We start from the raw sequence: 22,194 nt of genomic DNA on the forward strand, positions 1-22,194 counted from the left end.
TGCAGGGTGATTCCTGTGGAATTGTCCGGGTCATTGGCTATGCTCGATTGCATGGTGCTTCAAGTAATTTCTGCCGGTATCCAGCGGCACGGCGCGGCCATCCATGCGTTACGCAGGGCCAGTGTGGTCGCCGGTGGCCTGGTGCTGGCTTCGTCCCTGGCCAGCTGTGCCCCGCTCCAGTTCGAAGCATCCGCGCAAACTCCTAGCGTGAGCCAGCAGATCGCGGCCTTGCCGAAGTATGCCGACAACCTCCAGGAAGTCGAAGGGCGCCAGGAATGGGCGGATCAGAAGATCTTCCAGTACCTCAATGGCCAGGGCGCCGCAGGCTTCCATTCATTCGCCCAGGATTCCATCCAGTACGCCACCGTGGGGTGGCTCTCTCCGGTCCAGGGCGTGCTCGCCATTGTGGTGGAGGGCAGTGATTGGATCGCGGAGGGCAGTGCTGCCGGCTATGCCGAGCGGGTCATGACCTCCGTCGGCTACGAATCAATCGAGTTGGACCGGGTTGAGATCCTCACCGTCGAAGGGCAGCTGCTCGCCTCCGACTACCGCGGGAATCATCCCGGGGCTTTGTAAGCGAAAAGGCCATCTCGCCGCGTAGCTCGTAATGGAGCTAGCTGGCGGGATGGCCTTTGCTATGGCGAATTCTCTTGCTGGTTATACGAAGTTCTCGGTGCCTTCGATGGTGTTCATGAAGTGGTCCATGAAATCAGCGAAGTCCTCTGCATCTGATTTCTGGTCAATGGTGGCACCAATGCTGATGGCATCATCGACATGCAAGTCGATGCTCGGCGCTTCGGGAATGCTGAAGCGGAACACCCGGCCCGAAGAGATCGCGATTTCGTAGCCGCCATCGCTGAGCTCGGCGAGCTGGTTCACATTCGTATTGTTGATGTTGATCGCATCCTCGGATGCTTCCAAGCTGCTGGCATTCACTGGCGCAATAATCAGTTCCGCTGGTTGGCGCCGATATCCAATGACCTTGAGCCCTCCGGAGCCGGCGATGCCGGTGCCCGCCACGAGATTGTAGCTGGCGAAGTTGGGGATCTGCGAGTCGAAGGCCTCATGGAGGCGGGCCTTTACCTGCTGGGTTGGATTTTCGTCTGGGCGCTTGTCCATAACCAATACTCTACCGATAACTTTGGACAATTTGACCAGTCGCAACATTTATCGAAATGTGTCATCGGCACGTCATGGGTTATCTGATTGGTCATATTGACTTCTAGAATGGGATTAATGAGCCAGGATGCTAATTGAGTCGTCAAGCCATGCGCCCGTGTGGCCATCGACGGAACTCATGCCTTTCCCGGCTCAACGCTGCAAGCGAAACCAACTGCCTGGCAGGTGGCTTCCTTGGAGCAAGGGGTGCGCAGCGCGAGCGATGCGCGTCCAAGGCAGCTGGTGCTTGTCTCCAGCTAATCCCGTTTCGACAGGCGCTGTTGGTGCCTGGGAAGCGAAATAACCAAGTCTTGTTCGCGGTGTCGCGTCCAAGGTTTGGACATCCGTCTCATATAATGAGATAAACAGGGTGTCTAGTTGCTCTTTGCCGTGAGGTGGAGAAAACTAGAGGCATGCAAACAAACACCGATGTACTACTAGTTATCAGGCGCGGAGCCTGAGACACTGTCCAACACCACGGACAGTACGTCGGTAACGCGCAAGCCCCCTTTCGTCAGTAGTGACGGCCGCGGGGCGTTTTTTATGCGCAAACGAAGAGATAGATATGGAAAGGATCCCGATGAGCAACTCAACACCCGCCAATCCGGCGTCGGTTGCGAAGTCAATCAATCGAACCAAGGATGCCGCCGCCGCTGTCTCTTCCGTCGTGGAGGCTTCGAACCCGGTACAGGGTCCGAATAATATCGTTGCTCCCACACAGATGACGGGCTCACAAGCCATCGTCCGCTCGCTGGAAGAACTGGGCGTCAAAGACGTCTTCGGATTACCAGGTGGGGCCATCCTTCCCACCTATGATCCACTGATGGATTCGACCAAGATTAACCACTTCTTGGTCCGCCACGAACAGGGTGCCGGCCATGCCGCACAGGGTTACGCCATGGTGAGCGGGGAAGTGGGCGTATGCATCGCTACTTCCGGACCAGGCGCAACCAACCTCGTCACCGCACTGGCCGATGCCAATATGGATTCGGTACCAATGGTGGCAATCACCGGTCAGGTCAATAGCGCTTTCATTGGCTCTGACGCATTCCAGGAAGCAGACATTGTCGGCATCACGATGCCGATTACCAAGCACGCTTTCCTGGTCACTAACGCGGAAGACATTCCGCGCACGCTGGCCAGCGCGTTCTACCTGGCGCAGACCGGCCGTCCCGGTCCGGTGCTGGTGGATATCACCAAGGATGCCCAGCAGAGCGACATGACCTTCTCATGGCCGCCAAAGGTCGACCTGCCGGGCTACCGCGTGGTCACCCGCGGACACAACAAGCAGCTGCGCGAAGCCGCCAAGCTCATCGCTTCGGCAACCCGCCCGGTGCTGTATGTTGGCGGTGGCGTGATCAAGGCCAACGCCCATGAGCAGCTGAAGGAATTCGCGGAATTCATCAACGCGCCGGTGGTCACCACGCTGACCGCACGCGGTGCCTTCCCGGACTCGCATGAACAGCACGTGGGCATGCCCGGCATGCACGGTGCCGTCTCTGCGGTCACGGCACTGCAGCAGTCGGATTTGCTCATTACCCTCGGCGCCCGCTTCGATGACCGCGTCACCGGCGTGCTCTCCACCTTCGCGCCGAACGCGAAGGTGATCCACGCCGATATCGATCCTGCGGAAATCTCCAAGAACCGCGTGGCCGATGTGCCGATCGTCGGCTCGCTGGATGAAATCATCCCGCAGCTGCACGAGGCCTGCGCCTCGCGCTTCGAGAACGAAGCCCAGCAGGACCTGGCCGGCTGGTGGGGACTGCTCAACCGCCTGCGCGAAACCTACCCGATCGGCTACACCGAAACCCACGACGGCCTCTCTGCTCCGCAGAATGTTATCGGGCGCATCGGCGAGCTGACCGGTCCGGAAGGCGTCTACGTGGCAGGCGTGGGCCAGCACCAGATGTGGGCAGCGCAGTTCGTCAAGTACGAGCGCCCGCGCTCGTGGCTGAACTCCGCCGGCCTGGGCACCATGGGCTACTCGGTGCCTGCCGCCATGGGCGCCAAGGTGGCGCAGCCGGACCGCGTGGTCTGGGCCATTGACGGAGATGGCTGCTTCCAGATGACCAACCAGGAACTGGCTACCTGCGTGATCAACCGGATCCCCATCAAGGTTGCCATCATCAACAACTCGTCGCTGGGCATGGTCCGCCAGTGGCAGACGCTGTTCTACGATGGCCGCTACTCCAACACCGATTTGAACACCGGCCACGGAACCGCCCGGATTCCGGACTTTGTGAAGCTGGCCGACGCCTACGGCTGCGTGGGCCTGCGCTGCGAACGCGACGAGGATATCGACGCGACCATCCAGAAGGCATTGGAAATCAATGACCGTCCGGTAGTCATCGACTTCGTGGTCTCGGCCGACTCCATGGTGTGGCCAATGGTCCCATCGGGAGTCAGCAACGACCAGATCCAGATTGCCCGCGGCATGACCCCTGAATGGGAAGAGGAGGACTAGGACATGGCAAAGCATACGCTTTCGGTACTGGTTGAAGACGTTCCCGGCGTGCTCACCCGCGTCGCCAGCCTCTTCGCCCGCCGTGCCTTCAACATTCACTCGCTGGCCGTTGGTCCCACGGAAATTGCCGGCATCAGCCGCATGACCGTGGTGGTGGACGCCGAAGGGGATTCCCTGGAGCAGGTCACCAAGCAGCTGAACAAGCTGGTCAACGTCATCAAGATCGTGGAACTGCTGCCGGAAACCTCGGTGCAGCGTGACCACATCATGATCAAGGTGCGCGCCGATGCGGCGACGCGACTGCAGGTCACACAGGCCGCGGAGCTGTTCCGCGCATCGGTGATCGACGTATCCACGGATTCGCTGGTCGTTGAGGCCACCGGCAATGCGGCGAAGATCGAAGCACTGCTGGCAGTACTTGAGCCATTCGGCATCCGCGAGATCGTCCAGGCCGGAACGCTGGCCGTGGGACGCGGAACAAAGTCGATGAGCGACCGTGCCCTGAAGACGCTGTCCGCCTAAGCGCACAACGACTTCAAGAGACACGAACTACAAATTTAGGTATTTGGCACCTAGCTTAGAAGAAAGCAACAGTGCCTAAGCACAAGACTTCTTTACCAGAAGCACAAATAAGGAGAATTACAGTGGCTGATCTGTACTACGAAGACGACGCAGACCTCTCGATCATCCAGGGCAAGAAGGTAGCTGTCATTGGCTACGGCTCCCAGGGCCACGCCCACGCATTGAGCCTGCGCGACTCGGGCGTCGAGGTTATCGTCGGCCTGGCTGAGGGCTCCAAGTCCCGTGCCAAGGCCGAGGCCGAAGGCCTTAAGGTAGCTACCGTTGCCGAGGCAGCGGCTTGGGCAGATGTCATCATGATCCTGACCCCGGACCAGGTCCAGGCCCAGGTCTACACCGAGTCGATCGCCGAGCACCTCGAAGAGGGCAACGCGCTGTTCTTCGGCCACGGCTTCAACATCCGCTTCGGCTTCATCCAGCCACCAGCCAACGTCGACGTTGCACTGGTTGCTCCCAAGGCACCAGGGCACACCGTGCGCCGCGAATTCGAAGCCGGCCGTGGCATCCCTGACCTGATCGCCGTGGAGCAGAACTTCACCGGCGGCGCCAAGGAACTGGCACTGTCCTACGCTGCAGGCATCGGCGGCACCCGTGCCGGCGTTATCGAGACCACCTTCACCGAAGAGACCGAAACCGACCTGTTCGGCGAGCAGGCTGTGCTCTGCGGTGGCACCTCCCAGCTGGTCCAGTACGGCTTCGAGGTCCTGACCGAAGCTGGCTACAAGCCGGAAATCGCCTACTTCGAGGTGCTGCACGAGCTGAAGCTGATCGTCGACCTGATGTGGGAAGGCGGCATCGCCAAGCAGCGCTGGTCGATCTCCGACACCGCTGAGTACGGCGACTACGTTTCCGGCCCACGCGTGATCACCCCAGAGGTGAAGGAAAACATGAAGGCTGTGCTGGCCGATATCCAGTCCGGTGCTTTCGCCAACCGCTTCATGGAAGACCAGAAGGCTGGCGCTCCGGAGTTCAAGGAACTGCGCGCCAAGGGCGAAGCCCACCCAATCGAGACCACCGGCCGCGAACTGCGCTCGCTGTTCTCCTGGATCTCGGATGCATCCTCGGATGACTACGTAGATGGTTCGGTAGCCCGCTAATTGCGAGCTGACAACTAGCTTCATAAGCTGAAAACCGCTGGCTCTGAACGATAGGAATATCGTTTAGAGCCAGCGGTTTTCGTTTAAATGCATGTTGCGTCCATTCTGCGATGAGCGCATCGAAAAGGGAGCTGCACTCCTGCTGTGTGCTGAAGTGCCGCGGCCTGAAGGAACTTTAGTATTCAATCTTTTAGTGTAAGAATTGTTCCGGGCGAGAGCAGAACGAACAATGCCGCCGCCGCTGTTCAGTAGCTGATAGTTCAAGGAGCAAAAAGTGGCTAGCGAAGATATTGAGATCGTTTCTGATGGAAATGGCGTGGCAGTCCTTGGCGAACGCAGCGCCGTTGACAAATTCGTGGAATCCGTCGGCTTGATTTCCAAGGAACTGCCCTTGGAACGCGTAAGCAAAGCAGCTGGCCTCAGTGCAACCGCGATGCAAGCCGGTAGCGGGATTGCGCAGACGTCCGGACGCTGGATCAAGCTCTCGGAAGGCTCAGCACGGATCTTCAATGCCAAGAACCTGATGGCTGGATCGGAGAACGGCCTGGCGCGTGCAGTCGTCATGAAAGATGGCAAGATCAGCAATTTGCTTGAAATCGTCACCAGCCCAACGGCGATGCTTTCAAACCCGGCTGTTCTGGCAGGCGTGGGTGGGATTATAGCCCAATACGCGATGCAGCAGAGCATGGATGAGATCACCGATTACTTGAAGGTGATCGACGAGAAAATTGACGATATCCTCCGTGCGCAGAATGACGCGGTCCTAGCGGATCTTGATGGTGTTGGAATGCTCATCGATGATGCCATGGTCGTGCGCGACCAAGTGGGGCATATCGGCGAGACTACATGGTCAAAGGTTAATTCGAATGCCAAGACCATCGCAACGACCCAGTCCTATGCGCTGCGGGCCTTGGCAGGATTAGCTGAAAAGCTGGAAAACAAAACGAAGATGGGTGAACTGGCCAAGATCACCCGCGAGATCGAATCAAAGGCCACCCAGTGGTTGGCAGTACTGGCACGTTGCTTCCAACTCGAAGACGGCATGTCTGTTCTGGAACTGGACCGTGTGCTCAACGGGTCTCCTGACGAACTGGAGAATCATCGAATCGCGCTGCAGATCGCGCGCGAACGCAGAATCGCACACATTACGAAGGTGACCGAGCAGCTTCTTGAGCGAATCGCTGTCGTCGCCGGACTGGCGAATTCAAAGGTGCTGCTGCATCCGAAGTCATCGAGCGAAGTCGTGAAGGCGACGAATGCCGTCTCGAATGATCTAGTGGAATTCCAAAGCCGATTGGGAATCGAGAGCGCCTACGGGGCACTGGAGTCAAAGAAGTGGCTCAAGGCTGTCTCCGAGGTTCGGGACAAGGTGACTGATGCAGGCGCTGATGGCTTGAGCGCAATCAAGCAGTTTGGGGACGAGGCGAAGAACCGTGCCTTGGACAAAGCCGAGGACGTAGCAACTTCATTTGCCGAGAATATCAAGAAAAGCCGCAGTGGGGAGTCCGCGAAGGATTCTCCAGAAGCCATTGAGAAGTAGGAGCTGGCGGAACTAGATTCTTCCCTCGCACTTGGCTCCATTGCATTTCAAATAAATCGACCTCGGTTGCTTCCCATATGGGAAGCAGCCGAGGTCGATTTTTTTAGTCTGCTGGGTCGGATACCAGCTAGGCAGGTTTAGAGCTTCGAAGCCCGGTAGCCGGCCTTGCGCGCATCAGCTGCAGTCTTGAAGCATTCTTCTGGCTTCGTGATGTTGTAGAAGCGCTGTCCCTTGACGTGGTACTTCCACTCCTTCTGGCTGCCGGTGCGGTTGCCCTTCACCGGGTAGCCTGCAGGGCAGTTCTTCGCCTTCCCGCTCATCTTCACGGAACGCTTGGCGGCCGCCTTCTTCACCAGCAAGGTCTGCGTCTTCTGCACGGTCGAGGTCTTGCCCTTGAGCTGGTACTTGACCGTGGTGGTGACCTTGTAGGTGCCCGCTGCAAGCTTGACGGACTTCTTCTTGCTGGCGACGGTCTTCTTGCCCTTGGCCACCTTCAGCAACGCCGACTTGATCTTCACGTTCTTTGCCTTGGAATAGCTTGGCTTGATGGTTGCCTTGGCTGAACCCTTGACTGTTTTCGTGCCGATTTTCTTGATCGCTACCGCAGGAGCCTTTTTCTTCGCAGCAACGATGCTGGCAGATGAAATGCTGGTGGGCAACGGAGCGGCCGAGGCCGCGGAGACACCGGAGAATACAAGTGCTCCCGAAGCGATGACAGCGAGTGAACGCTGAACTAATTTATTCAATTTCTCCCCATGGAAAGTCGAGCGAGCATGGGCACTGATCGGTCCCATGTGCTGATTCTAATCTGGACTGGGAATAGAAACTATGGCTGGACGCGATTGTGATCGATTGCGGCTAATGCAGTCAAAGCGTTACTCGATCAGTCGAGTGTTTTCCCAATGATTAGTTGAAGCCCTTGCTAGGCTCGGGCAAAACCATGCAAAGGAGCGCGCCCGTGCCACAGGAAAGCAACTACGACGATTTCGCCCAGGACTACGCTGACGAGAACGAATTCAGCATGCTGAACGCCTACTATGAGCGGCCGGCCACCTTGGAACTGGCAGGAGAGGTTGCCGGCCGGAACATCCTGGATATCGGCTGCGGCGCCGGCCCGCTGTCGGAACAGCTCATGAGCCGTGGAGCGAGCGTCTCGGGCTTCGACACCAGCCGGGCAATGGTGGACCTGGCACGCCAGCGGCTGGGCGAAGATGCCGACCTGAAAGTGGCGACATTGGGGGAGAAGCTCCCGTATGCCGACAACAGTTTTGACGATGCCATTGCTTCCTTGGTGTTCCACTATTTGCCGGACTGGGACTACGCACTGGAGGAAGTCCGCCGGGTCCTCAAGCCCTGCGGCCGGCTCATCATGTCGGTGAACCATCCGATTCTCTACCCGTTCAACCACCGAGGCAAGGACTACTTCCAGCTCACCCAGTACACCGACGAAGTGACTTTCAAGGGGAAGCCTGCCGAACTGACCTATTGGCATCGGCCTTTGCATGAAACCATGAAGGCACTGATCTCCGCAGGGTTCGCGGTGGAGCGTGTTTGGGAGCCGCCGTATGCCAAGGATGCGCCCGAAGGCGTGATTCCAGAAGCCTTGCGTGAACGCGACGCGTTCTTGGGCTTCCTGTTCTTCTCGCTGCGCTCGACGCGCTAGCCAGCGCACTGCTTCCGGGTGCCAACGGCGTCCGGAAGCCGCGAAGCCCTCGAATGTCAGCTGATAGCCGGCATAGCGGCAGGACGCGTTGAATGATGGGGATCGACGAAACTGTTTTCTGCCAGCTGAAGCAAGTAATCGCCATACCCGCTCTTGCCCAACTCCCGGCCCAAAGTGCGCAACTGGTCATCGCAGATGAACCCCTGGCGCCATGCAACTTCCTCGGGAGAACCGATCTTCAAACCCTGCCGCGCTTCGACAGTGCGCACGAAGTTGGAGGCGTCGTTGAGCGAATCGAAGGTTCCGGTATCAAGCCACGCAGTTCCGCGGGCCAGCACCGTGACGTTGAGGTTGCCCTCTTCGAGGTACAAGCGGTTGATGTCGGTGATCTCAAGCTCTCCACGGGCCGAAGGCTGCAATGTCCGGGCTTTGCCAACCACGGAATTGTCGTAGAAGTACAATCCCGGAACAGCGTAGTGGCTTTTCGGGTCCAGCGGCTTCTCTTCCAGCGATACGGCCCTTCCGGAGCTATCGAACTCGACGACGCCGTAGGACCTGGGATCCTTGACCCAGTAGCCGAAGATCGTCGCGCCGGTCTGGTCGGCGTAGCTTCCCAACTGGGTGCCGAACCCCGGTCCATGGAAGATGTTGTCACCCAGCACCAGCGCCACGGATTCCCCTCCGATGTGCTCGGCGCCAAGTATGAACGCTTGGGCCAGGCCTTCAGGCCGGGCTTGCACGGCATAGGACAGAGTGATGCCGAACTGCGAGCCATCGCCGAGCAAGGACTTGAACTGCCCCTCATCCTGCGGCGTCGTGATGACCAGGATGTCCCTGATTCCAGCGAGCATAAGCGTGGTCAGCGGATAGTAGATCATCGGCTTGTCGAAGACAGGCACCAATTGCTTTGAGATGCCTCGCGTGATCGGGTGCAAACGAGACCCGGTTCCCCCAGCTAGAATTATTCCCCTCATGGCTATCGAGCCTAATGAAGCGGGCAGCGATCTTGTCAGAGTAGTCATACTCGAGAATTGCTAGGAAGCTGCTTGGCCGCGGTGCCCACTGGCTACATTGGTGAGATGAAAAGAATCCTTGTAACTGGGGGAGCAGGATTCATTGGGGCAAATTTCGTGCACCATATGATTGCGCATTCCGACAGTGAAATCACCGTATTGGATAAGATGACCTACGCCGCCAACCGGCAGTCGCTGGAAGGCTTGGACAGCAAACGCGTCAACCTTGTTGTTGGCGACATCTGCGACTACGTGTTGGTCAACGAACTGGTGCCGCAGCATGATGCTGTGGTCCACTTCGCGGCAGAGACGCACAACGATAATTCCTTGCATGACCCGCGCAGCTTCGTGAATTCCAATGTCTTGGGAACTTTCGAACTCCTGGAAGCCGTGCGCAACCACGGTGTGCGCCTGCACCATATTTCCACCGACGAGGTCTATGGAGACCTGGAACTCGATGATCCGCAGCGCTTCACCGAAACCACGCCCTACAAGCCATCCAGCCCTTATTCGGCTACCAAAGCCTCCAGCGACCTGCTGGTCAAGGCCTGGGTCCGTTCCTTCGGGATCGAGGCGACGCTATCCAACTGCTCGAACAACTACGGGCCGTACCAGCATGTGGAGAAGTTCATCCCGCGGCAGATCACCAACGTCCTGGGGGGATTGCGGCCCAAGCTCTACGGCAATGGAGCAAATGTGCGCGATTGGATCCACGCCAGCGACCACTCCTCGGCGGTGCAGCTCATTCTGGAAGCGGGCCAGACCGGGCGCACCTATTTGATTGGTGCGGACGGAGAGAAGAGCAACCGCGAAGTGCTCGCCCTGATTCTGGAGCTGATGGGCAGGAAAGCCGATGACTTCGATGCGGTGGCCGACCGGGCCGGCCATGACCTGCGCTATGCCATCGATTCCACGGTGCTGCGCACCGAGCTTGGCTGGCAGCCGCGGTACACCGACCTGGTGCAGGGCCTGGAGCAGGCCATTGGCTGGTACCGTCAGCACCGCTCCTGGTGGGAGCCGGCCAAGGCACAGACCGAGCAGCGCTATGCGCAGCAGGCCGATGCGTTCAAGGTTGCCAGCTGATGGGCGGCGCGGCACAGCTACGGGTAGAGGACAGCCCGATTCAGGGACTCAAAGTGGTCAGCCTGCCGGTGCACCGCGATGAGCGCGGCTGGTTCAAGGAGAACTGGCAGCGGGAGAAAATGGTGGCTGCGGGTTTGCCGGACTTCCGTCCGGTGCAGAACAATGTCTCCTTCAATGGCCAGCGCGGGACCACTCGCGGATTGCACGCCGAGCCATGGGACAAATACATTTCGGTGCTGTCTGGGGAGATCTTCGGCGCCTGGGTGGACCTGCGTCCCGGGCACGGTTTCGGCAGGCTGTTCACCGCTCAGGTGGGCGAAGGCCAAGCGGTCTTCGTGCCCCGCGGGGTGGCCAACGCCTTCCAGACCCTGGCCTCGAATACCGTGTACTCCTACCTGGTCACCGAGCACTGGACCGAGCCAGCCCGGTTGGAATACAGCTACGTCAATCTGGCCGACCCGGATTTGGACATCCCCTGGCCCATCAGCTTGGATGAGGCCATAGTTTCACAGGCGGACAAGGAGCACCCACCGCTGGCGCAGGCGAAACCAGTGCAGCCCAAGAAAATTGCGGTGCTCGGCGGGAACGGTCAGCTCGGACGTGCCTTCGCCCAGCTGGCGAAGTCAGATGAACGGATCGCTTTGTATACCCGCGCCCAGACCGACTTGCAGTCCCCGGGCTTCGCGGCATCGCTGGACCTTGCAAATTGCAGCCACGTGGTCAACGCGGCGGCGATGACCTCAGTGGACCGGGCGCAAACCCCTGCGGGCAGTGCCGAAGCGTGGCAGGTCAATGCCGTGGCCGTGCGCCAGCTGGCGTCACGATGCGCCGAGCGGGGGGTGCCGCTGGTGCATGTGTCCACCGACTATGTGTTCGATGGCGCGCAACGCGAGGTTGATGAGTTGCATCCGATCGCGCCGCTCGGAGTCTACGGCCAAAGCAAGGCCGCCGGCGAGCAGGCCGTGCTGGCCCACACCAGAAACTATGTGGTGCGCACCAGCTGGGTTATCGGGCAGGGCAACAATTTCGTGTCCACCATGCGCCGGCTCGCCGAGCAGGGAATCGCGCCCAGGGTGGTCGATGACCAAATCGGCCGGTTGACCTTCGCCAGCGAGCTGGCCCGCGGCATCATGCATTTGATTGATGCCGGCAGCGCCCCGGGGACCTATCACCTGCAGGGTGGCGGCGAACCCGCCAGCTGGTACCAGGTTGCCCGCGAGGTCTTCGCCTTGTGCGGCCATGACCCGGATTCCGTGCAGCCGGTTTCCACCCGGGAGTATGCCTTGGGCCGGCCGCAGTTGGCACCCCGGCCGGCGAACAGCACGCTGGACACCGCAAAATTGCAAGCGACCGGCTTCGCACCGAAGCCGTTAGCCGACTTGCTGGATCAGTTCCTTGGCCAGAATCGCGTAACGCCATAAAAACCGGGTAGGTAAATATCGGGTGTGGTCCCAGTGAATGGCAGGTGAACGGCCAGAACCCCTCATCCAGGCTCGGCAATCCTGCCCAAGGTGCGAGTTATTCCAAGTCAACTAGAAAAGTCATGGGGACTAACTCGTTGTTCCCGAGTGAAGGCGAAGTGCTGTGCAATCACTGGGAAAAGAAGAAAAAGTGACTGAGCTTCATTTATCCTGCCGAACCCAGTGTTCTCGGTGCCTTTAAGTCCTAGGATGGGGAAATACGAGGAAGAGTCCTGACAGATTCTTTCGCGGTTAATTTGGGGGGAACGAACCGATTGGGGCGGTTTGAATAATGGAATATTCACGAATTCTCTCGCTGGCGGGCACTCGCAATGCTCAAGCGCAGCGGGGAGATAGCAAGACAACTTCGAAACTCTCGCGGATTTCGCAAGGCATTTTGGGCAGAGTCCTGAACGACCCGCATTGCGCCGGAGCTGTGGTCTCCGGACCACCGGGCAGCGGTCGAAGGGCGCAGCTGGAAACCGACTTGGGCCAGATGGCCGAGCCGCCGAAGCTGATCCGGCTGAACGGAAGCAACTTCGGCACGAAAGTGCCTTTCGGTGTGCTTTCATTCCTGCTTGCCCAAGTCGACGTGGCCGGAGCTTCGAGCCGTCATGAGCTGATCCACCAGCTGGGCCGGGTGCTGTGCACCGACCAGCGCCCGTCAATGGTGGTGCTCGGGCGGCCTGAATTAATCGACGAGCAATCCAGCTCCTTGCTCGCCCAGCTGGCCACGATGGGCAAGATCAAGCTTTTCGTGATCTGCGAACACGTGCAGGATCTTCCTGGGGACCTGTTCGCCTTGTACCGTTCGGGCCGGCTGGCGCACCAGCGCGTCGAGCGCATGGGCAGCATGGAAACGCACGCTTTCGTCCAGCAGGAATTGGAAGGGCGGGTCTCCGCCTACGCCTCGGCAACCCTGTGCTACTTGGCCGGGGGCAACCGCTCGCTGATGCTCAAGCTGATGCACAGCTGGCGCGAAGACGGCCATCTGCTGCAGCACAACGGTACCTGGGCCTTGCGGATAAACGCGCTCGATTCCGGGCCTGCGATGCATGCCCTGCACGTTTCGCTGACCCATGGGCTCGATGACGGTGAACGCGAACTGCTCGGGGCCCTGGCACTGGGCGGGCCGGTGGAACTCAACCGCATCCGGCGTTCGGGCCTGACCTGCGAGCTTGACGGCTTGCTGAACCGTGGCCAGGCCAAGTACCTGCCCGGCGCCGCCTACAAGGTAGGCATATCCAATCCGCTGCTGTCCCTGCTCGTGCGCGCCGAATCCAGCAACCAGGCCCACCCTCACGGTGTGGAACTGCTGGCCAAGCTGCACAAGGACCCATTGGCTGCCCGGATCCTTGCGCAACTGAAATCCCTGAACGACCTTGGCGACTACGAATCGCAGCTCAGGGTGGCAGAAGACTTCCAGCAGCAGGGCTATCACGCCGAATGCTGGCCAACTGACCCGCGCACCCGGGTGGCCATCGTGGAGATGCACGTGCGCGCGCAGGCCATGCTCGGCCAGCTGTCCAACGGACTCGAAGCAATCGACCTGGCCAGGGCGGGACTGGCCCAGGCCGTCAGGGAGTCCGGTCCGCGCGAATCCCTGGATACCGCATTCCAGGAACTGGAACTGCTCAGCACGTTCGCGACCTTATTCTGCACCGAGATGACCAAAGAAACGAGCATCGCCGGCAGCAGCGAGTCACTGCTGTCTTCGTCAGGCTGGATGAGCGAGTCATTGCACCTGCGGTCCCTGTCGTTGCAAGCTGCCAGCTGGGCGGCGCAGTCGCGACAGGCCGATGCCATGAAGCTGGTCAGTTACGTGGACGGGGAACTGCGCAATATCCGCTTCAACGGCCCGACGGTCTCGAATTTCCATTCCGAGGACGCAGCAGACATAGAGTTCCAGCTGCTCCAGGCCGAATTGCTCTCCGGAGTCTGGAACGCGGCATCAGCCCGCGCCCAGCGCCTGGCCGAAGGGCAGTACATCAGTCCCTTGCTCATTTCCTACGGGGACATCATGCGGGGGATCCTGCTGGGACTGGGCAATGACTACGACGCTGCCTTGCGCCTGCTGGAACCGAACCTGCACCAGATGCAAGTGGCCGGAGACCGGGGAACCGAAGCGCTGATTGGGTCGGTCATTGCCTATGCGCTGGCTTGCTCCGGGAGGCGGGTGGAGGCATCCGCACTGGTATGCCCTGAATACGGGACCCCCGGAGCGATGCAGATACCGCTGAGCTTCTACTCCTGGGCGGCAGAAGTCTTCTCCTGCCTTGCGTTGGCCGAACTCGGCTCGCCGCAGGCTGCAAGGCTGCGGCTGGCAACCTTCGCCCAGCGTGCCCGCGGCGGCCAGCACACCCTGCTCGAAGCGCTGGCCTTGGGGTTCGCCGCGCGGCTGGGAGACCAGCTGGTGCTGCCGCAGCTGCGCAGCGCCGCCAGACGCTGCGAGGGCCTTGTCGGACAGAATCTGGAGGCGCTCGCAGACGCGGCGGCGGCCAAGGACTCGCCGCGCTTGGCAGCGGCTCTGGACAGCATGGTCGAGGCCGGGCACTTGCTCATGTCCGTGCCATCGAACAACGAGTTCGTCGCATCAATGGAAGCCAGGGACCAGCGCAAGCTTTCCCGGACAGTCAACGGGCGCAAGCGGGCCTCGGCTCCGCAGATCCAGCAGCACGACGAGCTGCAGTTTGAAGCCATCGAACAGCAGCCGGGCTGGATGCGCGAGCTGACCAAGCGTGAGGCCCAGATCGCCAAGATGGCCATAACTGGCAAAACGAATTCGGAAATTGCCAAATTCAATGGCGTCTCGATTCGCACCGTGGAGGGGCATCTGTACCAGGTATATTCCAAGCTCCAGGTCCGCAATCGCCAGGAGCTCACTGCGCTTGACCGCACCAGCCGCCGTACCGCAGGGCTGCGATGAAACAGCATCAACTGATTGCCAAGACCAGGACAACTGAATACAACCAGCTGCTGCAGATCCTGCAAGGGCCAGGTCCTGCCGGCGTCTTGCTGCTGGGCGAGCAGGGCGTTGGCAAGACCAGCCTCGTGGAGGCAGTGCTGGCTTCCCCGGGCATGGGCGAGCCGGTCATGACGCTGTATTGCACGCCGTCCTTGAGCACTATTGCCCATGGTGCCTTGTCGCCATATCTGGGGGCCCTGGAGAGCATCGACGAGCCGGTGAGCGTGCTGCGCGAGCTGAATCGGAGCCTGCTTTCCAGCCGCGAGCAGGTTGAACCGCATATCGTTGTGGTCGAAGACGCGCAGTTCCTGGACCCGCAGTCCTGCTTTATCCTCTCTCTGCTGGTGGAAAACGCCGACGTGAAGGTGCTGGCCCTGGGCAGCGGGTCGCTAGAAGCGGATAGCCCGCTGGGCGCGCTGGCCGAGCTGGGATCCTTCACCACCATGGCCCTGCAGCGCCTGGACCGCAAAGGAGTGCGCGCGGTGGCCGAAGGCGTGATCGGACGCAAGCTCGCCGAGGGCACGGTGAGCCTGATCGACGTGGTCACCGGCGGTAACCCCAGCTTCGTTGAAGCCTATGCTGCATCCTGCCTGGAGCAAGGCACGCTTTTCCACGATGACAGGTTGCTGCAGAGCCACGGGCTCCACGAGCCGGTATGGATCGTGGCCCGCGCACTTCCGGAAATCGATACGCCAATGTTGACGCTGGGCCGGGAAATCACCCGGACCCTGTCCGTTCAGGAGCAGCAGTCGCTGTTGCTGTTGGCTTTGGCTGGCCCGCAGCCCCCAGAAGTGCTGGAGCAGTGCGGATTGCCTTACCAGCGGCTGCTGAAAATCGGTGAGCTGATGCAGCAAGGCCCGGCAATGGTCTTGAAATCCAAGCTGATGCAGCGGATCGTCCGCGCCTTGGCCACCGAACATGACATCGCACAGCTGCATGACCTGTGGGTTACCGCGGCGGTCTCGCTGGGAAAGGAGCCAAACGCCCGCGAGGTGCTGTGGTCCTTGGAAACCGGTAAGCAGGTGCCCATGAAGTTGGTCCTGGATCTGGCCGAGCAGGCCGCTCGGGAACTGAATTTCGGGTTGGCCCTGCGCCTATGCGTCCTGGGTAAGCTCGCCCGGCATCATGGGCAAGGAGCGCTGCTCGAAGCGCGGATGCTGCTGAGCATGGGGCGGCACCATGCCGCGCGCGCGCTGTTGCTGCGCCTGATCGATCAGCTGACCGATCTGGCGCTGCTGGGGCAGGCCTACGCCTACCTGCTGGAGGTCACCACGAATATCGGAACCGATGGCGTCGAATTGGGGCGGATCCTGGACGATTGGAAGCATCGGGCCCTGGGGCACGCGGACGCAGAAGAGGTAGCCAGCTTCTTGGCCCTGCATAGCGCAGGGGCCAGGGTCCTGGATTTCTGGCTCAGGGTCAATACCGCCCGCGGTCCACTGCCGAGCGTTTCCGAGCTGCAAGAATTCCTGGAAGACCGGCTGCTGCCCGCGCAGGTGCGCTTCATCGGCATGATGATGCTCAGCGACCTGCACACGTCCGCCGGCCGGTGCCAGCAGGCCCTGGATCTGATGGAACCGGCTTTGCAAGACCTCAAGGAGTACCCGGCCCCGCAGGCCATGTACGAGGTCCGGGTGTTCTTCCGCATTGGCTGGAACCTGCTGTTCTTGGGACAATACGAGCGCGCCGCGGCATTCATCGACTCCTACCGCCATCCCCGGCTCCGTTCCATCCAGTACTACCAGGGGGCAATCTCGCTGCTCGACGGCGTCAGCCACCTGCTGCAAGGCAGAGTCCAGCTCGCCATGGCCAAAATGGTCGAGGCCGTGACGGAACTGCAGATTGCGGACACCACTCAACTGCTGGCCTTGGCCAATAAACTGTACCGGCTGCTGCTGGCCCGGTTGGGCTTTCCGGTGCCTGAATCCCTGGTGATCGGGCCCGGGTCCTCCAGTTCCAGCGGGACGATTTCGCTGAACGGACAGCTGGGCGAGGAGTCGTCGAAGCAGCGGATACTTGCACGGGCCTTCGCTGCGGGACTGGGTTATCCGTATCCGGGTGAGTCGCTGGAGTGCTTCCCGCTGGTGGAACGCGAATTCCTTTTCAGCATGACCCGGCAGCTGGGGGACCAGGAGCTGGCCGATTCCCAGATGGGTGAAAGACTGCGTGCCTTGGCTGCGGGGCAGCAGGGATCGCGAGCGGCGTTTTTGGCGCGCCTGATGGACTTGCGAGGCTCAGAGCTTGGCGAGCCGCTGGAGCAGCTGGCCCAGGACGCCCTGGCCAAGAAAGAATACCTGGTGGTGATCGAGGCCTGGGCCCGGGCGGCCGAACGCTACGCCCAGTCCGGGGACCAGCGGCGCTGCGGCGCCTTGCTGCGCCGGGCCGCCCAACTGATCGACCAACAGGGGATGGACCCGGGAAAGTACATCGCCCGTGTCCTGGCGCTGACCGAATTGACCGCCCGGGAAGCGGAAATCGTCGGCTTGGCCCGGCAGGGATTGAATAACGCGCAGATTGCCCGGACCTTGACGGTCTCGCAGCGCACGGTGGAGGGGCATCTCTACCGGGTATTTTCGAAGTTGGGGATTACCGAGCGCGCGGAATTGGATCACGCAGGGCTTGAAGCGGGTACAACCGGCAGGTAGCACGTGCCGGTTTGCGCAAACTTGGAGTAGGTACCACCCGTGCCCGGCCCAGCACAGGTGGGTAATGTGATTTGCGGGAGCTGGAGACTTACGCAGGCGTTCTTTTGCGAACGAGTGCCTATCCGTAGGGTGCGCGGTCGGTGCCGTGGCGGCGAAGCTCTTCCCTGAAACGGGGCCGGTGGCCAGCGAATCCGCGAGGATTGCCCCCAGCGCGGCCGCCGGCTCCTTCCCGAATAGACCCTGTGCCGGCAACCCCTCTGCGCCGGTGCAGGGTTTTTCCATGCCCGGAAACTTCCTTCCAAGTAGCGAGCGAGTATGAACCAAGTGCCGCGTGAGTATTTGAAGGATATGCAGGCCATCTTTTGAGTGTTCTTCCACTCGTGCATCGGATGCATTCGCATCATAGGCTCAAGGTCGAGAACGGCAGCCGGGCTGGTGGGACAGCGCGATTGCCATGTGTATTGGGGAACTCGCTTATTTCTTGGGGGAATACAGATGATTGACGTTGTGTTGCCGGTTTGCGACCACCCTTGCTGCGTCGAATCGCTAGCCAGGGCGGGAACAAGCCATGTCGCAAATTAGCAGCAAGCTGCGCGAAGATCGGGTATCTTCTCTCGGCACCTGGACGTTCGCACCTCCAAGGACAAATCAGGAAACCGGTACCGCCAGTGCCCGGGGCCGCGCTTATCTGCGTCGGCTTTACGGCACTGATCTGCTGGTCATTTCCTTGGTGAGCTCCTTGCCGGCAATCACGCAATTCCAGAGCTCGCAGATGCCGCAGTTCATTGCGGACAGCACGCATTACTACGCGCTGGCCGGGTTGCTGCTCACTTTCGCCTGGATGGCCAGCTTGCTATCCTTCAAGGCCCACCGGCTGGGAAGTGTTGCCGTGGGGATGCAGGAATACAGGATCATGGTCTATTCGGGGCTGGCACTGTCGGGCTTCATGGGGGTACTTATCGTGCTCACCGGCCAAGACAGCCTGAAAATTTTCCTGGTCCTCTCTTTGCCGCTGGGACTGCCCGCACTGCTGCTGAGCAGGTGGACCTGTCGCCAGTGGCTGAGCTGGCGCAGTCGAAGCGGCTACGCCTTGAGCAATGTGCTGATCTACGGCCAGCCCACCGACGTCCCGTACGCCGTTCGCCAGATTTCCAAGAAATCCGGGCCCGCCTACCGGGTTGTTGGCGCGCTGATGGACGGCGCGGCGGATCCGGAAGCCGAACGCGATATCCGCAAAACCGATCCGACCCTTCCTCTGGCCTACGACACCGGCGCCATCGAGCAGGAAATCCAGCGGTTGCATGCTGATTCGGTGATCGTGGCCGGACCATTGCCCGGTGGCAATGAAGCCTTGCAGCAACTGGGCTGGCGGCTTGAGGGCACCGGGACCAGGCTCATCGTGGCCTCCTCGATCATCGGGGTTGCCAGCCGCCGCGTGCGGACCAGCCCCGTGGATGGGATGCCGCTGCTGCATGTGGAACTGGCAAAGTTCACCGGAGCGCGATACCTCTGCAAGCGCGGCTTCGACATCGTCTTCTCGCTGCTCGCCTTGCTGGCCTTGTCACCGGTTTTCCTGGTGATCGCCTTGCTGATCCGGCGCGAGGGCCCGGGGAAGATCTTCTTCCTCCAAGAAAGGGCCGGACAGGACGGCCGCCCCTTCAAGATGATCAAATTCCGCACCATGGTCCACGATGCCGAAGCGCAATTGGCCGCCCTGCAAAAGCTGAATGAAGGGGCAGGGCCGCTGTTCAAATTGAAAGACGACCCGAGGGTCACCCGGTGCGGCAACTGGCTGCGCAAGCATTCATTGGATGAGCTGCCGCAGTTCCTCAACGTCCTGCGCGGGGACATGTCGGTGGTCGGACCTCGTCCTGCGCTGTTCGCCGAAGTGGAAACCTATGATGGCCACGCCCGCCGCAGGTTGCTGCTGAAGCCGGGGGTGACCGGACTTTGGCAGGTCTCCGGACGGTCAAACCTGGAGTGGAAGGAAAGCGTGCGGCTGGATCTGTACTACGCAGAGAACTGGACCGTGCTCAGCGATTTGCGGTTGATCTGGCGTACCTTCCAGGTCATGATCAAGCCCGACGGTGCCTACTAGGAGCCAGGATGAGAACTTGCAGCGTGCCCGCGGGCACGCCGTGGCAGGGCCACTGGGACAAGAAGATATCGGGCCGCATCAATTTGCAGCCAGGATCCGCAAGCATGCGCTACCTCTCATCGGGTGCCAAGCGCAACCAATGTTCGAAAACAAAGCAGTACGGATTCTGTGGGGGATCAGAAAATGCGTTCGTTGCGAGCACATGAGCCTGGAAGCACTCGGGCTATCAACAAGAATTGCTCTGGCGGGACACCGCCGGATGCGCATCAACCAGTCCATCCGATTTCCTGCGCGGGAGAATTCCCGCTTGCGAGTTCCGGGTGGGCTCATGAGGCGGAGTCGGCGGCATGTCAGTCGCGCGAAAACACGACTTGCCCCCCAGCTGCCGCCGACTCCTTTGCCACGAAACCCGCCGGACGGATAAGAATTCTGGCAACGCTGGGGATGCTCTGCTCATCGATCTTCTTGCTTGCAGCGTGCACTTCAGCTGCGCCCCAGGCGAACGAGCTGGACAATGCGGCGCCGCAAGAACAAGCACCATCACCGTACGCACCGCCAACTGGGAAGCCGCAGGCCAATCCGACGAAGGCACCGGAAGACAGTGCGCCGCAGCTGGAAGCTACCAAAGTGCCCAGCGACGAGCCAGCACCCGAAGTAGAGAAGCCAGCGGACTACAGCGGGATAGCCTTCGAAGCCGGCGATGGAAAGCTGCCGGTGGTGAAGCGATCCGGTGAAGCAGTCAGGGCCGCAGACCGCATGCCGGCGAATATGAAGGATGCGACACAAGCCAGCTATCGGGACGGCATCAACGTCACGGTTGCCGCGATCGGCAATGGCATCGTGAAAAGCGAGGGACCAGGCTATTTCACCGGAGCGAAATACCGGGTGTACGAGGTCCGGATTAGCAATGGATCCGGTGAGGAACTGGACATCTCCAGTGTGATCATTAACCTCGTGCCGGGCAAGGGCCAGCAGGCAGCACTGCCGCTATACGGCGAGGTCGAGGCCTATGACTTCTCTGGCACGATCGAGGCAGGAAAGCAGGCCAGCGCCCACTACGCCTTCATCGTCCAAGATGCCGGAGCCGTGGCAAAGGTGCAGGTGGATCTGGACAACCAGCACGCTCCAGGGTTGTTCACGTTGAAGGCAGAGAAGAAATGACTCTAGCCAGAACCCTGCTGAACAAGGTTGCCGGTGTAGCTTCATCTTCCACGGCACAGGCAATCCAGTCCCTGACGAGCCTGATTGTGCTGATGCTGGCCGCCAAGCTTCTCGGGCTGGAGGCGCTGGGCCTCATTTCGACGCTTTACGGAGCGCTGATCCTTGCAGCCGCCATCATCTCCGGCTTTGTCGGCGACTCGTTGACGGTACTGGACCGGCATGATCCGCATGTGCGGGCCGGACTGCGCTTCTGGCTCGCGTTGCTGGCCCTGTCCCTGGGGGCCATCGGAGCGTTGCTTTGCTGGGCGGGTACCGAGCTGGGCTTGCTCGGAGCTGTGCTCTACGGCCTGGCAGTGGTTGCCTACGTCGCTGAAGAGCTGGTTCGGCGCAGTTACATGGTGATCCTCAGCTTCGGAAAGCTGATCGCGGTGGACCTGGTGGTATTGGGAACCACCAGCATGGTGCTGCTGGGATTCGGCGTCTTTTCCACCTTGACGCTGGAAGCGTTCTTCTTGGCGGTCCTGGCCGGGCAATGCGCCGGAACCGCCTTCGGTTGGCTGCGCCTGCCAAACAGCGAAAAAACGCCGGCCCACCGTCCGGCGCAAATCCGGGCTGTGGCCAGATTCGGAATCTGGCGCTCTGCCCTGCAAGGACTGCGCCCGGCCCAGCTGACCGTGATGCGCGTGCTCGTCACCGCCTTGATCGGCCTGGCCGCAGCCGGCGCGCTGGAGGCGGCTAGGCTTTATGCTGCTCCTGCGATGCTGCTGGTCACCGGCACCTGTGCCTACCTGTTTGCGTCACTGGCCCGCGACCGAGATGCCGGTCCTTGGCGCCAGCTGAAGAACACTGATTCGGTGGTGCTCAAGCTTTTGCTGGCCACCGCAGGCTGCGCGGCCATTGGGCTGGTGCTGCTGCCTTGGGGCGGACCTCTGCTGACGGGCATCCGCCCGTCAGGTCTTGCTGTTACCGGGTGGCTGGCGTATGCCAGCGCGGTGGCGGCATCCACGCCGTATGGCCTGCTGGCTGCGGTACACGAGAATGCACGGCCGGTATTTGCTATCAGGTTCATGGACAGCATCCTGTCCGTGGTGCTGATTGCCTCGGTCCTGGTATTCACTTCGGACTACCGGCTGGTTCCGTGGGCCGCCGCCGCTGGTGCCTTGGCCGGCGGCTTGGCCATGCGGCGGTGGCTGCAGAAATCGGTTGCCGTGCACTTGCCCCGGCAGGGGCAACCAGCGGGCCGATTCGCCCAGCAGCGCTGACTTGGC

At 60.7% G+C, this 22,194-nt stretch carries 16 protein-coding genes; 13 read left to right on the plus strand and 3 right to left on the minus strand.

The genetic code is table 11. The features are described 5' to 3' along the window. Positions 1 to 51: 51 nt before the first annotated feature. Complete coding sequence (locus tag ACWICV_RS01240) at positions 52 to 576, plus strand: hypothetical protein (RefSeq protein WP_133834691.1); 525 nt, start codon at positions 52 to 54, stop codon at positions 574 to 576. Positions 577 to 657: 81 nt separating this feature from the next. On the opposite strand, the gene ACWICV_RS01245 is transcribed toward ACWICV_RS01240, so the two are convergent. Then, positions 658 to 1,119: a hypothetical protein gene (locus ACWICV_RS01245; protein WP_105658083.1), complete on the minus strand. Its 462-nt coding sequence runs from the start codon at positions 1,117 to 1,119 to the stop codon at positions 658 to 660. A 619-nt stretch (positions 1,120 to 1,738) separates the two neighbouring features. On the opposite strand from ACWICV_RS01245, the gene ACWICV_RS01250 reads away from it, so the two are divergent. The 4 genes from ACWICV_RS01250 (at position 1,739) to ACWICV_RS01265 (ending at position 6,838) form a co-directional block, all read left to right on the plus strand. Beyond that, positions 1,739 to 3,622, plus strand: coding sequence for an acetolactate synthase large subunit (locus ACWICV_RS01250; protein ID WP_402473864.1), 1,884 nt, complete (start codon positions 1,739 to 1,741; stop codon positions 3,620 to 3,622). A 3-nt stretch (positions 3,623 to 3,625) separates the two neighbouring features. Next, positions 3,626 to 4,144, plus strand: a complete 519-nt coding sequence (gene ilvN, locus ACWICV_RS01255) for an acetolactate synthase small subunit (protein WP_105658085.1) — start codon at positions 3,626 to 3,628, stop codon at positions 4,142 to 4,144. A 122-nt stretch (positions 4,145 to 4,266) separates the two neighbouring features. Then, positions 4,267 to 5,298, plus strand: a complete 1,032-nt coding sequence (gene ilvC, locus ACWICV_RS01260; protein ID WP_013348730.1) for a ketol-acid reductoisomerase — start codon at positions 4,267 to 4,269, stop codon at positions 5,296 to 5,298. Positions 5,299 to 5,821: 523 nt separating this feature from the next. Beyond that, the gene (locus ACWICV_RS01265) at positions 5,822 to 6,838 is read left to right on the plus strand and encodes a hypothetical protein (RefSeq protein WP_454090884.1); all 1,017 of its coding nucleotides are present in this window, start codon (positions 5,822 to 5,824) and stop codon (positions 6,836 to 6,838) included. 137 nt (positions 6,839 to 6,975) lie between these two features. Here the strand turns inward: ACWICV_RS01265 and ACWICV_RS01270 are convergent, their stop codons facing one another. Continuing rightward, complete coding sequence (locus ACWICV_RS01270; protein WP_402473865.1) at positions 6,976 to 7,632, minus strand: sunset domain-containing protein; 657 nt, start codon at positions 7,630 to 7,632, stop codon at positions 6,976 to 6,978. Positions 7,633 to 7,796: 164 nt separating this feature from the next. Between ACWICV_RS01270 and ACWICV_RS01275 the strand changes: the two genes are divergently transcribed. Then, positions 7,797 to 8,501, plus strand: a complete 705-nt coding sequence (locus tag ACWICV_RS01275) for a class I SAM-dependent methyltransferase (RefSeq protein WP_454090883.1) — start codon at positions 7,797 to 7,799, stop codon at positions 8,499 to 8,501. Between the two features lie 56 nt (positions 8,502 to 8,557). Here the strand turns inward: ACWICV_RS01275 and rfbA are convergent, their stop codons facing one another. Continuing rightward, complete coding sequence (rfbA, locus tag ACWICV_RS01280; protein WP_332595373.1) at positions 8,558 to 9,475, minus strand: glucose-1-phosphate thymidylyltransferase RfbA; 918 nt, start codon at positions 9,473 to 9,475, stop codon at positions 8,558 to 8,560. A gap of 105 nt (positions 9,476 to 9,580) precedes the next feature. On the opposite strand from rfbA, the gene rfbB reads away from it, so the two are divergent. The 7 genes from rfbB to ACWICV_RS01315 all read left to right on the plus strand — a co-directional run bounded on the left by rfbB (position 9,581) and on the right by ACWICV_RS01315 (position 22,188). Further along, positions 9,581 to 10,597 (plus strand): dTDP-glucose 4,6-dehydratase, encoded by a 1,017-nt coding sequence (rfbB, locus tag ACWICV_RS01285; RefSeq protein ID WP_105658120.1) that lies wholly within the window; start codon positions 9,581 to 9,583, stop codon positions 10,595 to 10,597. Then, a complete protein-coding gene (rfbD, locus tag ACWICV_RS01290) occupies positions 10,597 to 12,018 on the plus strand; it encodes a dTDP-4-dehydrorhamnose reductase (RefSeq protein ID WP_105661118.1) in 1,422 nt (473 codons plus the stop codon). Before rfbB ends, rfbD begins: the two co-directional genes overlap by 1 nt. 331 nt (positions 12,019 to 12,349) lie before the next feature. Then, on the plus strand, positions 12,350 to 14,983 hold the full coding sequence (locus tag ACWICV_RS01295) for a helix-turn-helix transcriptional regulator (protein WP_454090882.1): 2,634 nt from the start codon (positions 12,350 to 12,352) through the stop codon (positions 14,981 to 14,983). Then, positions 14,980 to 17,667, plus strand: coding sequence for a LuxR C-terminal-related transcriptional regulator (locus ACWICV_RS01300; protein WP_454090881.1), 2,688 nt, complete (start codon positions 14,980 to 14,982; stop codon positions 17,665 to 17,667). Before ACWICV_RS01295 ends, ACWICV_RS01300 begins: the two co-directional genes overlap by 4 nt. 568 nt (positions 17,668 to 18,235) lie before the next feature. Beyond that, positions 18,236 to 19,765: a sugar transferase gene (locus ACWICV_RS01305; protein WP_454090880.1), complete on the plus strand. Its 1,530-nt coding sequence runs from the start codon at positions 18,236 to 18,238 to the stop codon at positions 19,763 to 19,765. Positions 19,766 to 20,392: 627 nt separating this feature from the next. Next, entirely contained in the window at positions 20,393 to 20,926 is a 534-nt protein-coding gene (locus ACWICV_RS01310; RefSeq protein WP_448940374.1) for a hypothetical protein, read from the plus strand. After that, the gene (locus ACWICV_RS01315; protein ID WP_332731471.1) at positions 20,923 to 22,188 is read left to right on the plus strand and encodes a hypothetical protein; all 1,266 of its coding nucleotides are present in this window, start codon (positions 20,923 to 20,925) and stop codon (positions 22,186 to 22,188) included. The genes ACWICV_RS01310 and ACWICV_RS01315 overlap by 4 nt, the downstream gene beginning before the upstream one ends. Positions 22,189 to 22,194 lie beyond the last annotated feature (6 nt).

The sequence above is a fragment of the Glutamicibacter sp. NPDC055354 genome (assembly GCF_053644955.1).

Coding starts and splice junctions, on each gene's coding strand:
- ACWICV_RS01295 (WP_454090882.1), top strand. CDS start 12,350: ATGGAATATTCACGAATTCTCTCGCTGGCGGGCACTCGCAATGCTCAA.
- rfbD (WP_105661118.1), top strand. CDS start 10,597: ATGGGCGGCGCGGCACAGCTACGGGTAGAGGACAGCCCGATTCAGGGA.
- ACWICV_RS01315 (WP_332731471.1), top strand. CDS start 20,923: ATGACTCTAGCCAGAACCCTGCTGAACAAGGTTGCCGGTGTAGCTTCA.
- ilvN (WP_105658085.1), top strand. CDS start 3,626: ATGGCAAAGCATACGCTTTCGGTACTGGTTGAAGACGTTCCCGGCGTG.
- rfbA (WP_332595373.1), bottom strand. CDS start 9,475: ATGAGGGGAATAATTCTAGCTGGGGGAACCGGGTCTCGTTTGCACCCG.
- rfbB (WP_105658120.1), top strand. CDS start 9,581: ATGAAAAGAATCCTTGTAACTGGGGGAGCAGGATTCATTGGGGCAAAT.
- ACWICV_RS01305 (WP_454090880.1), top strand. CDS start 18,236: ATGTCGCAAATTAGCAGCAAGCTGCGCGAAGATCGGGTATCTTCTCTC.
- ACWICV_RS01300 (WP_454090881.1), top strand. CDS start 14,980: ATGAAACAGCATCAACTGATTGCCAAGACCAGGACAACTGAATACAAC.
- ACWICV_RS01265 (WP_454090884.1), top strand. CDS start 5,822: ATGGCTGGATCGGAGAACGGCCTGGCGCGTGCAGTCGTCATGAAAGAT.
- ACWICV_RS01250 (WP_402473864.1), top strand. CDS start 1,739: ATGAGCAACTCAACACCCGCCAATCCGGCGTCGGTTGCGAAGTCAATC.
- ACWICV_RS01240 (WP_133834691.1), top strand. CDS start 52: ATGGTGCTTCAAGTAATTTCTGCCGGTATCCAGCGGCACGGCGCGGCC.
- ACWICV_RS01270 (WP_402473865.1), bottom strand. CDS start 7,632: ATGGGACCGATCAGTGCCCATGCTCGCTCGACTTTCCATGGGGAGAAA.
- ACWICV_RS01245 (WP_105658083.1), bottom strand. CDS start 1,119: ATGGACAAGCGCCCAGACGAAAATCCAACCCAGCAGGTAAAGGCCCGC.